A 12,354-nucleotide genomic window follows, 5' to 3' on the forward strand; every position below is an offset into this window, starting at 1 on the left:
ACATGTTCAAGCTCGCGCATATCTCCGACGTCCACCTTGGGCCGTTGCCCAGTCTTTCCATTCAGGAGCTGTTTTCAAAACGCATAACAGGCTTTGTGAACTGGCATCGAAATCGACGCAAGCACCTTTTCGGCAGCACGTTGGATCTGCTGCTCGACGACATCCGCGCCCATCAGACCGATCACGTGGCCGTCACCGGCGACCTCGTCAATCTGGCGAGCGGCATTGAGATCCGCGCTGCCGCTGCATGGCTGCGCGCGCTCGGCGATCCCGCGAACACGTCAGTCGTTCCCGGCAATCATGACGCCTATGTGCCAGGCGCCTATGAGAAGTCGATGCGCGCCTGGTACGACTATGTCCGCGGCGATCTGGCCCCGCCGCAATGGCAGGACGACCGCCATATCTTCCCCTATCTGCGCGTCCGCGGCAAAGTCGCGATTGTCGGCTGTTCGACGGCGGTCGCCACCCCTCCTTTCGCCGCGTCTGGCTTTTTCGGCGCGCGACAGGCCCGCGATACTGTCAACATACTGCGTGCGGCTGGCGAAGCCGGTCTCTTCCGCGTCGTCATGATCCATCACCCGCCGATCCGCGGCGCCACGGCCTTCTACAAACGGATGATCGGCATCCGCCGCTTCGCTGCCGTGATTTCGACGGGCGGCGCCGAACTCGTGCTACACGGCCATACGCACCTGAACACGCTTCATTGGCTGCGCGGCCAGGTGCAGCCAGTGCCGGTCGTCGGCATCGCGTCAGCCTCGCAGGGACCGGGCAGCATCAAGCCGCCCGCCGCCTACAACCTCTTCTCCATCGACGGCTCTCCCGGCGCCTGGGAGCTCAGCGGCGAGCGCTTCAGCCTCAACAGGGCCGGCGACGCGGTGATGCCGGAAAGTGCCAATATTTTCGCACCTTAGCGCCGGGTCCGGACTCTATTTATGCAGCACTTGAATCGATCAGCGAGGAGATCCGGCCACCGCTGCAACATTTGCCGTGGAGGTTGCTTACCCTCTTGGTATTTTTAGTGGTAAGCGTACAATTCGAGCAACTGCATTGCCTGAGAACGGAGCGTGCCGATGACTTCTTCTTTCCGTCACCTGTCCAGACTTTCGCTCGCCGCCGGCTTTGCCTTCGGCTTCGCCACGGCCGCTTTCGCGGTCGGCGACAACAACGATGACACCAATCCGCCGCCGAAGACCCAGACGACCAAGACCTGCACCGGCGGCAAGGTCTGGGACAAGGCCAAGAAGGAATGTGTCAACCCGAAGAAGAGCAGCTTCAACGACGACGATCTCTATAAGTTCGCCCGCGAGTTTGCCTATGCCGGCCAGTATGACAACGCCATCACCGTGCTCAATCTCGCCCGCAACCAGAACGACCCGCGCATCCTGAACTATCTCGGCTACGCCAACCGCAAGGCCGGCCGCATGGAGCTCGGCATGTCCTACTACCGCAAGGCGCTGCAGGCGGATGAGAATTACATCCTCGCTCGCTCCTACATGGGCATGGCGCTGGTGGAACAGGGAGATATCCAGGGCGCCCGCGTCCAGCTGGTCGAAATCCGTGATCGCGGCGGCGAAGGCACCTGGGCCTATCGCGCTCTGCTGCAAAGCTTGAACGGCTACAAGACATATTGACGCAAGCTTTGCGGGCCACAATACGAAAATCCCTTGGGAAAGAGGGATGAAGACGACCGGATGCTTGCGAAGTGCAGGAGACTTGTTTCATAAAGCACATGTATCGCCGGCGCCAACCATGTCGGCTTCGCGCCGAGGGTGAACCCTTCGACCGCGAAACCATTGTGAATGCTTCTTGGATAGACAATGCGTCAGCCCGCAACGACCATCGATCTCCGGCGTGATCTCGTCGGCCTCCTGCCCCGCCTCCGCCGCTTCGCGATCACGCTCGCGGGTGAGGTTGCTGTGGCCGATGAACTCGTTCAGTCCGTCTGTCAGCGCGCCATCGCCAAAGGTCATCAATGGAGCGGCGAAGGCCGGCTGGAAAGCTGGATCTACACGCTTGCCCGCCAGCAATGGACCGACGACAACCGCAAGCGCAAGCCTAAGGCTTCCGTCCGCGGCAACGTCACCGATATTCGCGAGGCCGCGCGTGAACGCTCGGCCGCGGTCGATCCCGACACCATCCATCACATGATTTCCGATATGCCGGATGGCGTTTCCAGCATGTTCCTGCTTGTCGACGTCGAAGGCCACAGCTACCAGCAGGCGGCCGACATCATGGGCATTCCGGTGGCAAACGTCGTCTCGCAACTCGCCACCGCAAGGCTGCAATTTGCCGGGCTTGCCGGCACCCACCCGATCCACAGGTTCTGAATTTGCTCGATCTTAGGAAACTGCCGCTCGAAGCCCAGCTCACCGCCCTTCTCGATGGCGAAGTCTCGCCCGAACAGCGGCACGAACTGGAGCAGCGTCTGGCAAGCGACGAGAATGCGCGCCGGCTGCATGAGAAGCTGCGCCACGGGGCTGATTTCGGCCGCCGCCGCCTGGACGATATCCTGAAGGAGCCGGTGCCGCTCGCCCTCGTCCGTTCCATCAAGAGCACGCAACCGCCGAAAACGTCGATCGCCCAGCGTGCCACGCGCCCGCAAGTGAAACTGGCGCCGAGCGGCCCGCAGGCGCTGGCCGCCGCCCTCATTCTCTTTGCCGTCGGCTGCGGTATCGGCTATTTCGTCGGCACCGCCCCGGATGCCGACGAGATTGCCACCACGGCCACCACCAATCCGGCTCCGGCCAATACCAACGACTGGCTCGGCGACGTCACCGCCTATCAGCGCCTGCTGATCCGCCAGCCCCGCCATCTCGTCGAAGTGCCCGCCTCGCAGGCCGAGGAAATTTCCAGTTGGCTGACGACCGCGATCGGCGTGCCCTTCCGCGTGCCGGATCTGAGCGCAGAAGCCTGGACCTTCCAGGGCGCGCGCGTCATCCTCGGCGACAGCCGCCCTGTCGGGCAGCTCGTCTATTCGAATGCCGATGGCGACATCATCTCCATTTGCTTCCGCAAGGACGCGCAGCCGCCGGAGACCGACGACTTCAAGGAAACGATCAAGGACGAGATCGGCCTCGTGACCTGGCACAATGCCGGCACCTCCTACGTGCTCGCCGGCCCTTCCGCCGAAGCAACGCTCGGCCAGCTTGCCATGGAGATCGCCACCGCGATCTGATTGCCGGAGCATGATGACGAGCGGTTTCGCACGACGTCGTGCTCGCCTTCTTTGACTTAAGGCACCAGCACCACCTTGCCGACCGCCCTCCGCTCCTCGATGGCGCGATGCGCTTCCGCCGCTTGATGCAGTGGGAAACGACCGCCGTCGGTAACCGTCAAGGCGCCCGCTGCGGCAAGCTCGAAGAGCGCGGCAAGATCCTCCCGCACACCCTCAGGCGTCAGCAGCGGCAATAGCGAAAATCCCTTGATTGACTGATTGTCATCAAGCATGTGCTCGACATCGGCCGCCTCAAGCCCAAACCCGCCCCATCGCCGCCAGCACCAGCTCGCCGCAAGGCGCCAGCACATCGAGCGCCGCCTTAGAAACCGCGCCGCCGACGGTTTCATAGATGATATCCGCGCCGGCCCCTCCGGTCAGCCTCTTGACGTCCTCCTGCCAACCGGGCGCCGTATAATCGGCCGCATGATCAGCGCCGAGAGATAGGGAAAGCGCCCGCTTCTCGTCACTGCTCGCCGCTGCGATCACCATCCCCGCCCCGTCGCGCCTCGCCAGTTGCAGGAGCAGAGAACCAACACCGCCGGCTGCTGCGTTGACGAGAACGATTTTGCCTTTCACGGGACTGCGGCGTAGGAGGTGCAGCGCCGTCAACCCCTGCACCATCAGCGCGGCAGCCGCCTCGAAGGAGACCGCATCGGGCAGCGGCACCACCGCCCCGCCATCGACCGCGACGAACTCGGCATAACCGCCCGAACCGCGCCCGATCGCAAAGAGAGGAACGGCAACCCGCGTGCCAATCAGCGAGCGGTCGGCACCAGGCCCTGCTCGCTCGATTATACCCGCGACCTCGACACCGGGAAACATCGGCAGGTCAGGCGTTGCGGCATAGCGGTCGGCCCGAATCAACACCTCGAAGAAGTTGACACCCGCCGCATGGACGCGGACGAGAACCTCGCTCGGGCCCGGCTCGGGAACCGGCAGTTCCACGAGCTCGAGGACATCGGGCGCACCGAAGCGAGTGAATTGAACGGCTTTCATGGCAGATGAACCTCACGTCTGATTGGCGTGGGGCAGGTTTAGCAATAGGATATCAGGTAAAAATACACACTCTTTCGTGCCCTACCCACCAGGAGGTGACCATGGCTGAGCCGATGAAAAGACTGCCGGAACTGCCGGTCGAACGCGCGCTGAAGGTGATCTCGGGGCGCTGGAAGCCAGTCATCCTCTATTACGTCTTCTCCGGCCCGAAGCGTCTGTCGGAGCTAAAGCGGATGATGCCCGCCATCACCCAGAAGGTGCTGATCCAGCAGCTGCGCGAGATGGAGGAGCACGGGCTGGTCGCCCGCCAGATCTTCGCCGAAGTCCCCGCCCGCGTCGAATACAGCGCGACCGAACTCGGTCTCGGTCTCGAACCGGTGTTGCTGGCGCTCTGCCACTGGGGTCAGCGGCACGCCGAGGCGCGCGACGAGGCCGACGAAATCGCCGACTGCATCGTCAGGCCGCGCAGCGCTACAGCGCCGCGCGTCTTTTCAGAGGCGCAAAGGGCGCTGTAACACTTTTGAATTGCTGCATAATTTTATCCTTGAATCGATTCCGATCTAAGGAATTATGCAGTAGTGCGATCGCGGCCTAAGACCTTCCGAAATCAGGCCTTGCCAGCCTTCACGTCGAGCACGCGGTTGGCGGCCGAGACGATCGCCTCCAGCGACGCCGCGACGATGTTGGTATTGATGCCGGCGCCGAAGAGTTTGCCACCGGGATAGGAAGTCTCGACGTAGGAGATTGCCGCTGCGTTCGAGCCATGCTGGAGCGAATGCTCGGAATAGTCCTCGACCGACATCTCGATGCCGAGATAATGCGACAGCGCATTGATGAAGCCGTCGATCGGACCGTTGCCGCGCCCTTCGATGCGCTTGATCTCGCCATTGTCGGTGATCTCGGCTGCGACGATCCGCTGGCCCTTGTGCTCAGTGTCAGGATAGGTGTGATGGTCGACGAAGCGCAGGCGCCCTTCCGGCTGCGTCACGTAGCGCTCGATGAAGCGGTCATAGATGCGCCGGGACGGAAGCTCTTTGCCCTCTACGTCGGTGATGCGCTGGATATCCTCGCGGAATTCCACCTGCAGGTTGCGCGGCAGGTTCAGCCCGTAATCCTGTTGCAGGATATAGGCGATGCCGCCCTTGCCGGACTGCGAGTTGATGCGGATGATCGCCTCGTAGGAACGACCGACATCACGCGGATCGATCGGCAGGTACGGGACTTCCCACACGGGATGATTGGCGACCTGTGCTGCCTTCATACCCTTGTTGATCGCATCCTGATGCGAGCCGGAGAAGGCCGTGTAGACCAGCTCGCCGACGTAAGGATGACGCTCGCCGATCGCCATCTGGTTCGAATATTCGAACACTTCCTTGATGCGCTCGATATTCGAGCAGTCGATCTCGGGATCGACGCCTTGCGTGAACATGTTCAGCGCCATCGTCACCATGTCGACATTGCCGGTACGCTCGCCATTGCCGAACAGCGTGCCTTCGACGCGGTCGGCACCAGCCAGCAACGCCAGTTCGGCAGCGGCAATGCCGGTGCCGCGATCGTTATGCGGATGCAGGGAAACGATCAGGTTCTCGCGATTGTCGAGGTTGCGGCACATCCATTCGATCTGGTCGGCATAGACGTTCGGCGTCGCCATCTCGACGGTGGACGGCAGGTTGATGATCAGCTTGTTATCGGGCGTCGGCTTGACGACCTCGATGACGGCATTGCAGATCTCCAGCGCCACATCGAGTTCGGTGCCGGTAAAGCTCTCCGGCGAATATTCGAAACGGTAACCGCCGCCGGCCTTCGTGGCCATATCGGTGATCATCTTGGCGGCATCGACGGCGATCTGCTTGATCCCCTGCACATCCTTGGCGAAGACGACGCGGCGCTGCAACTCGCTGGTGGAGTTGTAGAAGTGCACGATCGGCCGATTTGCGCCTTCCAGTGCTTCGAAGGTACGGGTGATGAGTTCCGGGCGGCACTGTACCAATACCTGCAGGGAGACGTCGTCGGGCACATTGCCCTCCTCCACGCACCAGCGGGCAAAGTCAAAATCGGTCTGCGAAGCCGAGGGGAACCCGATCTCGATTTCCTTGAAGCCCATCTCGATCAGCAGTTGGAACATGCGCGCCTTGCGATCGTGGCCCATCGGGTCGACGAGCGCCTGGTTGCCGTCGCGCAGGTCGACCGAGCACCAGACCGGTGCCTTGGTAATGGTCTTCGTCGGCCATGTGCGGTCGGGAATGTTCACCTGCGGATAGGCCCGGTATTTCACCGCGGCGTCGGGCATGCCTTTTGCGGGGGCCGTCTTGTTTGTGGAGGCCACCTTATTTTGGGAAGATTGCGTCTTCGCGTCCATCGTATCGTCTCCTCGTCCCGGCATTTGCCCGCTCTTAGCCGATCACGTCGGGCTTGGCGATAAACAAATGCGGACCTTGTCGGTCGTTAGGTCAATTTTGAAAGTGAGTCGCGAGGAGCGATGGCCGGGCGGGCTTTCGGCCGCCGGGCGCTCCTCAAAGGACCCGGCAACCGCGCGTAAGGCCGAGGAGAAGAAGCGAGGTCAGGGCGCGTGTATTGTCACGCAGGGCGATGCGGCCGCGTGCAATCGTGTCAGAAATTCTGGCGCCAGTGGTCTTCATGCCCGCGCTTATAGCCTCGGACGGTAAAGCTGGCAAGTCCTTGGCCGGCTTTTGGTCGCCGCCAACATTCGACGAACTGCCCAGCTATTGCCGGCGGAGCTGCTTGAAAACGCCAGAATCCAACATTTGGAGAGCACAACGACCTTCCGTTACCTCGACTGATCTCGGTCTTTCCAAATCTTCACCAACCGCGACAGCGCCAGCATCAGCCCACCCGCGATCAGGCCCCAGAAGGCACCGGAAATGCCGCCGAAGGAAACGCCGGAGGCGGTGACAAGGAAGGTGATTGCCGCCGCCTCGCGCGAGTCCGGCGCCTGGAAGGCCGACATTGCCGAGGACGAGAAGGCTCCGACCAGCGCCAGCCCCGCTACCGCCTCGATCAGGATCGAAGGCGCGAGCGCGACGAAGGCCGTCACCGCGCCGGCGAGCAGCCCGAGAATGATATAACCGACGCCGGCGATCAGTGACGCCCAATAGCGCCGCTTCGGATCGGCATGGGCGTCCTGTCCGGCGCACATTGCCGCGGTGATCGCTGCCAGATTGACCGCGTGGCCGCCGAACGGCGCCGACAGCAGCGAGAAGAAGCCAGTGACGGCAAAGAGCGGACCGGGCTTTGGATCGTAGTGGTTGACCTTCAGCACCGCAATACCCGGAATGTTCTGCGAGGCCATGGTGACAATGAAGAGCGGCAGCGCGATCGAGATGAGGCCGGCAAGATTGAACACCGGCCGGACGATCTCCACCGTCGGCACCAGTGATTGTTCCAGCGAGCCGAGCGCATCGTCAGGGATATCGACGCCGAAGGCGAGCACCAGCACGAACGCCGCGAGTGCTGCCGGCACCGCCCAAAGCCGTTTGAAGGCGCCGACGACGATCCAGGCGACGACGATTGGTAGGCCGAACAGCGGATTGAAGCCGATCGCCTGCACCGGCGCGAAGCAGAGGCCGATCAGCACGCCGGCGAGCATGGCATTGGCGAGTGGTGCCGGAATGGCAGCAACCGCCCGCCCGAGCGGCTTGAACAGCCCGGCAACGATAATCAGCGCAGCACAGATCAGGAATGCCCCGACCGCCGCATTGAAGCCGCCCTCGACCGCCCCGGTGCTTGCCAGCAGTGCGGCACCCGGTGTCGACCAGGCGATGCTGACCGGCAATCGGGTCACGGCACTCAGCACGATCGCGCAGACGCCCATGGAAATCGACAATGCCATCAGCCCGGAAGCCGCCTGTACATCCGTAGCGCCGACCGCCTGCAGCCCGTGCAGCACAACTGCGAAGGAGCTGGCGGAACCGACGAACGCGGTCAGCAGCCCCATGAACAGGGCTTGGACGGAAAAATCTTTGAGCATGACGGGACTCGAGCTGCGCGAATGACGCATGGAGCATGATGGTTGCCGCAGGCGCAAGTCCGGATTCATTGCTTTCCGTTCAGACCTTGCCGCTAGCACTATCCGAAAACAGAACGCCCTCACCTGCGATCGGCAGGCAAGGGCGGGTTCTTGCAGTTTTGGCTGAGAAAACTCAGATATCGGCCTGCGACGTCACGATCCGTGAAACGAGGCCATATTCCTTCGCCTCTTCGGCCGAAAGCCAGTAGTCGCGATCCGTATCCTTGTCGATCTTGTCGAGCGGCTGGCCGGTGGCCGCTGCCATGATCCTGTTCAGACGCTCGTTCATCTTGATGATCTCGCGCGCCTGGATTTCGATGTCGGATGCCATGCCGCGCGTGCCGCCGGAGGGCTGATGCAGCAGGAAGCGCGTGTTCGGCAGGCACAGGCGCCGCTCCTTCGGAGTGGCGACATAGATCAGTGCGCCGGCGGAGGCGACCCAACCGGTGCCGATCATCCAGACCTTCGGCTTGATGAATTTGATCATGTCATGAATGGAATCGCCGGATTCGACGTGGCCGCCGGGCGAATTGACATAGATGCGGATGTCCTCGTCGCTGGCAGCAGCAAGCGCCACAAGCTGCGAGCAGACCTTCTGCGCCAATTCCTGATTGATCGGTCCGTAGATGAAGATCGAACGCGACTTGAAAAGATTCGCCTCCGTTTCCTTGCCGAGCGGCAGTTCCTTCGTCTTGTCGTCCTGGTCTTCGTCGTTCATTCGAACCTCTTGGAGATGAATTCGGGTTCCTCGCACATAGTGCGACTCAATGCCTAAAACAATGCGGGAAAAACACAAGGCACCGAAGCGATGGAGATATCCTTAAGAAGCCGCGCGCCGTTCTGCAAGCCTTACTGAATTGTAACGGCGAAAGGCTTTGAAAAGCCTAAATCGGTTCCTACCTCAGCCTCACGCGGCAAATGCCGCATCAGATCATTAGGAGGCAGGACAATGTCACCCGAAGAACGCCAATTGCTGACCGCCCTCTTCGACCGCGTGCGCACCGCCGCGGCCACGCCGCGCGACCGCGACGCCGAAGCCCTGATCGACCAAGCGACGCGTGAGCAGCCGTCGGCCACCTATTATCTGGCCCAGGCCGTCATTGTTCAGGAAAAGGGGCTGGAGGCGGCCGCCAACCACATCAAGGAACTCGAGGAGCATGTTCGCCAGCTGGAAGCTGGCGTGAGCGAACACCGCCAGGCCGAACAGGGCGGCGGCTTCCTGAGCTCGATCTTCGGCAACACCCAGACGCAGCAGCCGGCCCCCGTTCCGTCCAACCCCGGTCCTTGGGGCCAGTCCCGCAGCTATGACGATCCCGGCGACGGCAATCTCCGCCAGACGCCACAACAGCCGACCGGCCCCTGGAGCCAGCAGGCCTATGCGCCGTCGGCCGGCGGCAGCTTCCTGCGCGGCGCACTCGGCACGGCAGCGGGCGTTGCCGGCGGCATGCTGCTTGCCAATTCGCTGAGCGGCATCTTCGGCAACCACATGTCCTCGCTCGGCTGGGGCTCGCCCTTCGGCGCCAATCCCTTCGGCAATGCCAGCGCCCCCACCGAGGAAACCGTCATCAACAACTATTACGGCAATGACGACACCCGCCAGGCCTCCGATAACGCCGGCGACAAGGACGACGACAACGCCAACGTGCAGCAGGCCGATTACGACGACGGCGACGACTCGTCCAGCGACGACGTTACGGATGTGTGAGATCTAGCGGCCAAAGAATGGGCGGCCGTTGGCTTTACCATTGCCGCACCGTCGCCCGGCCCTTCGCTTGGGCTCAGGGCGTTCGCTGCTGCAATCGATTCACTGGATCGATTGCTCGGGCTGCGCCCGAACGCAACTCACCCACGGCCGCGATAGCTGGCAACGCCCTGTTCCGGCAGCCATACGCCTTCCGGCGGCTTGCCCGTCTGCCAGAAGACGTCGATCGGAATGCCGCCACGCGGATACCAGTAGGCGCCGATCCTCAGCCACCGGGGATCGAGCAGTTCGACGATGCGCTTGGCGATGTAGATCGAGCAATCCTCGTGGAAAGCGCCGTGATTGCGGAAGGAATGCAGGAAGAGCTTCAGCGACTTCGATTCCACCAGCCATTCGCCCGGAATGTAGTCGATGACGATATGAGCGAAATCCGGCTGCCCGGTCATCGGGCAGAGCGAGGTGAATTCCGGCGCGGTGAAGCGCACGACGTAATCGGTGCCGGCATGGTTGGACGGCACTTTTTCAAGCACCGCCTCCTCCGGCGATTGCGCGGTTTCGGTCTGCTGACCCAGCATCGACAGGCTGGAAACATCGGTACTCGGCATTATGCCTCCTTGACGACTTTGACGCGGATGCCGTGAGCCTTTTCGCCCTCCGGCTCCACATGAATTGCGATAGTGGCGCCCTCGTGCACTGCCCTGATGGCATCCTCAAGGCGGTCGCATATATCATGCGCCTGCCGCACGGACATCCCACCGGGCACCACCATGTGAAAATCGATGAAGGTGACGGTGCCTGCCCGCCTCGTTTTCAGGTCGTGCACGCCGATCGAACCCGCCGCATGGGTGGCGATCGCCTGCTTGATCGCTTCTTCCTCCTGCGGCTCCACCGCCTGGTCCATCAGCCCGCCAATCGATTGCGAGATCACCTTCCAGCCCTGATAGAGGATGTTGACGGCAACGAGAATGGCAAGCACCGGGTCGAAGATCGCATAGCCCGTTGCCAGCGCCAGCAGCAGGCCGACGAGCACGCCGACAGAGGTCACCACGTCGGACATGATGTGCTGTCCATCCGCCGTCAGTGCCGCCGAACGATGCCTGCGTCCGGTTCTGATCAGCAACCGCGCCCAGACCGCATTGATGACACCGGCCGCGAAATTGATCGCAAGCCCGAGCACAGGTGCGTCCAGCATGCGCGGCTCGGCGAGATAACCGACGGCTTCGTCGACGATCAGCAGGGCAGCGACGACGATCAGCACGCCCTCGGTCACGGCAGACAGATATTCCGCCTTATGATGGCCGAAGGGGTGATCGTGATCGGCCGGCTTCTGCGCATAGCGGATCACGAAGAAGGCGATGAAGGCGGCAGCGACGTTGACCGACGATTCGAGCCCGTCCGACAGCAGCGCCACCGACCCGGTAACCCACCACGCCACCATCTTCAGACCCATGACGCCGAGCGACAGTGGAATCCCCCACATCGCCAGCTTCCGAACCGTAAGATCGCCGTTGTCACTCATATCGTCCCCCTGCGGTTGCGAATGAATTGCAGCATCTAAGCCGTTGAAACGCAAAACCGCCCACGCGAATGTCGCGCAGGCGGTTCAGTTGAGGGTGATATGGGCGATGATGGAGGATTTGTCAAAGGGGAATGACACGCCCTTCACAGGCGTTACCGTCCCCGGCCGGAAAACAGCCCCAACGAGCGATCCCGATGCCCGGTACAGCGCGGCTCAAGGAGCGGGGTCGGAGAGCAAAGATTGCGGCCAGCGCAAAAGAGCAGCCTGCCCTACAGACGTCAGGGCGTAAACGCCCTTGTCCACGCGTTCGAACCATCCGTAGACGTTGTCACGCAGGATCGAGCCGGCCTTGGGCGTAAGCGCCTTCATATCCCGCGGCCGCACCAGTCCCTGGGCGAGTGCTGAAGCACAGAGCAGCGCCTGTTGGCGATAGGCGGTCATGATCGGCGCCCGCGAGCCACCACCGACGGCGGGATCCCCACGGCGGCGCTGATGCTCCTTGACGAGGCGCGAGCGCCGCTTCGGATTGGTGCGCGGCATCGGCGAGACGGAACTGACGATGACGCTGACCTCGCCCCCATCGGAGACGCCGAGCATGCCGATACCGAGCCTTCGGCAGAGATCGCGGTAGCGTCTATCGGCCTCTCGCCCGCGGCCCTTGGCGGAAACGCGGGCCGCAACCCAGACTTCATCGCTCAACGCCGCGCGATCGACCGCCTGGAGAAGCAGTTCGAGGTTGAAGGAGAGTTTCAATTCGCAGACCACCACGACCGGCGGTTCGGCGCCGTTCAAGCCGACGAGATCGCATCCGCCGACCTCGCCCTTCACGACATAACCGGCCGCCTCCAGGAAGGCTTTGACCGGCAGGTAGAGCGACGTCTCCATGGTGAAAA

12 protein-coding genes and 1 pseudogene are annotated in these 12,354 nt (G+C 62.3%); 6 read left to right on the forward strand and 7 right to left on the reverse strand.

Annotation, left to right across the window (positions count from 1 at the left end; all coding sequences use genetic code 11):
- Positions 1-2 precede the first annotated feature (2 nt).
- The 4 genes from ACD590_RS15835 to ACD590_RS15850 all read left to right on the forward strand — a co-directional run bounded on the left by ACD590_RS15835 (position 3) and on the right by ACD590_RS15850 (position 3,175).
- Positions 3-911 (forward strand): metallophosphoesterase family protein, encoded by a 909-nt coding sequence (locus ACD590_RS15835; protein WP_032980518.1) that lies wholly within the window; start codon positions 3-5, stop codon positions 909-911.
- 159 nt (positions 912-1,070) lie between these two features.
- On the forward strand, positions 1,071-1,631 hold the full coding sequence (locus ACD590_RS15840; protein WP_018243068.1) for a tetratricopeptide repeat protein: 561 nt from the start codon (positions 1,071-1,073) through the stop codon (positions 1,629-1,631).
- 186 nt (positions 1,632-1,817) lie between these two features.
- Positions 1,818-2,327 carry an RNA polymerase sigma factor gene (locus ACD590_RS15845; protein WP_018243069.1) on the forward strand — a complete coding sequence of 170 codons (510 nt, stop codon included), beginning with the start codon at positions 1,818-1,820 and terminating at the stop codon, positions 2,325-2,327.
- A gap of 2 nt (positions 2,328-2,329) precedes the next feature.
- A complete protein-coding gene (locus ACD590_RS15850) occupies positions 2,330-3,175 on the forward strand; it encodes an anti-sigma factor family protein (RefSeq protein ID WP_018243070.1) in 846 nt (281 codons plus the stop codon).
- A 56-nt stretch (positions 3,176-3,231) separates the two neighbouring features.
- Here ACD590_RS15850 and ACD590_RS15855 read toward each other — a convergent pair.
- Positions 3,232-4,213: pseudogene (locus tag ACD590_RS15855) on the reverse strand (quinone oxidoreductase family protein).
- 5 nt (positions 4,214-4,218) lie between these two features.
- On the opposite strand from ACD590_RS15855, the gene ACD590_RS15860 reads away from it, so the two are divergent.
- Positions 4,219-4,728 (forward strand): winged helix-turn-helix transcriptional regulator, encoded by a 510-nt coding sequence (locus tag ACD590_RS15860; protein ID WP_028732927.1) that lies wholly within the window; start codon positions 4,219-4,221, stop codon positions 4,726-4,728.
- Between the two features lie 92 nt (positions 4,729-4,820).
- On the opposite strand, the gene leuA is transcribed toward ACD590_RS15860, so the two are convergent.
- The 3 genes from leuA to ACD590_RS15875 all read right to left on the reverse strand — a co-directional run bounded on the left by leuA (position 4,821) and on the right by ACD590_RS15875 (position 8,958).
- Positions 4,821-6,572 carry a 2-isopropylmalate synthase gene (gene leuA, locus ACD590_RS15865; protein ID WP_018446700.1) on the reverse strand — a complete coding sequence of 584 codons (1,752 nt, stop codon included), beginning with the start codon at positions 6,570-6,572 and terminating at the stop codon, positions 4,821-4,823.
- A 429-nt stretch (positions 6,573-7,001) separates the two neighbouring features.
- A complete protein-coding gene (locus tag ACD590_RS15870; protein ID WP_439003028.1) occupies positions 7,002-8,231 on the reverse strand; it encodes a benzoate/H(+) symporter BenE family transporter in 1,230 nt (409 codons plus the stop codon).
- Between the two features lie 142 nt (positions 8,232-8,373).
- Positions 8,374-8,958, reverse strand: a complete 585-nt coding sequence (locus tag ACD590_RS15875) for an ATP-dependent Clp protease proteolytic subunit (RefSeq protein ID WP_003561390.1) — start codon at positions 8,956-8,958, stop codon at positions 8,374-8,376.
- Positions 8,959-9,189: 231 nt separating this feature from the next.
- On the opposite strand from ACD590_RS15875, the gene ACD590_RS15880 reads away from it, so the two are divergent.
- Positions 9,190-9,945: a DUF2076 domain-containing protein gene (locus tag ACD590_RS15880; RefSeq protein WP_439003029.1), complete on the forward strand. Its 756-nt coding sequence runs from the start codon at positions 9,190-9,192 to the stop codon at positions 9,943-9,945.
- Between the two features lie 137 nt (positions 9,946-10,082).
- Here the strand turns inward: ACD590_RS15880 and queF are convergent, their stop codons facing one another.
- The 3 genes from queF to ACD590_RS15895 form a co-directional block, all read right to left on the reverse strand.
- Positions 10,083-10,547 carry a preQ(1) synthase gene (gene queF / locus ACD590_RS15885; RefSeq protein WP_018446703.1) on the reverse strand — a complete coding sequence of 155 codons (465 nt, stop codon included), beginning with the start codon at positions 10,545-10,547 and terminating at the stop codon, positions 10,083-10,085.
- Positions 10,547-11,461, reverse strand: coding sequence for a CDF family cation efflux transporter EmfA (gene emfA, locus ACD590_RS15890; protein WP_018243077.1), 915 nt, complete (start codon positions 11,459-11,461; stop codon positions 10,547-10,549). The genes queF and emfA overlap by 1 nt, the downstream gene beginning before the upstream one ends.
- 213 nt (positions 11,462-11,674) lie before the next feature.
- Positions 11,675-12,346, reverse strand: a complete 672-nt coding sequence (locus tag ACD590_RS15895) for a DUF2161 domain-containing phosphodiesterase (protein ID WP_282680622.1) — start codon at positions 12,344-12,346, stop codon at positions 11,675-11,677.
- Positions 12,347-12,354 lie beyond the last annotated feature (8 nt).

The sequence above is a fragment of the Rhizobium sp. 862_C5_N1_2 genome, from assembly GCF_051811205.1.
GTDB classification, from domain to species: Bacteria; Pseudomonadota; Alphaproteobacteria; order Rhizobiales; family Rhizobiaceae; genus Rhizobium; species Rhizobium leguminosarum.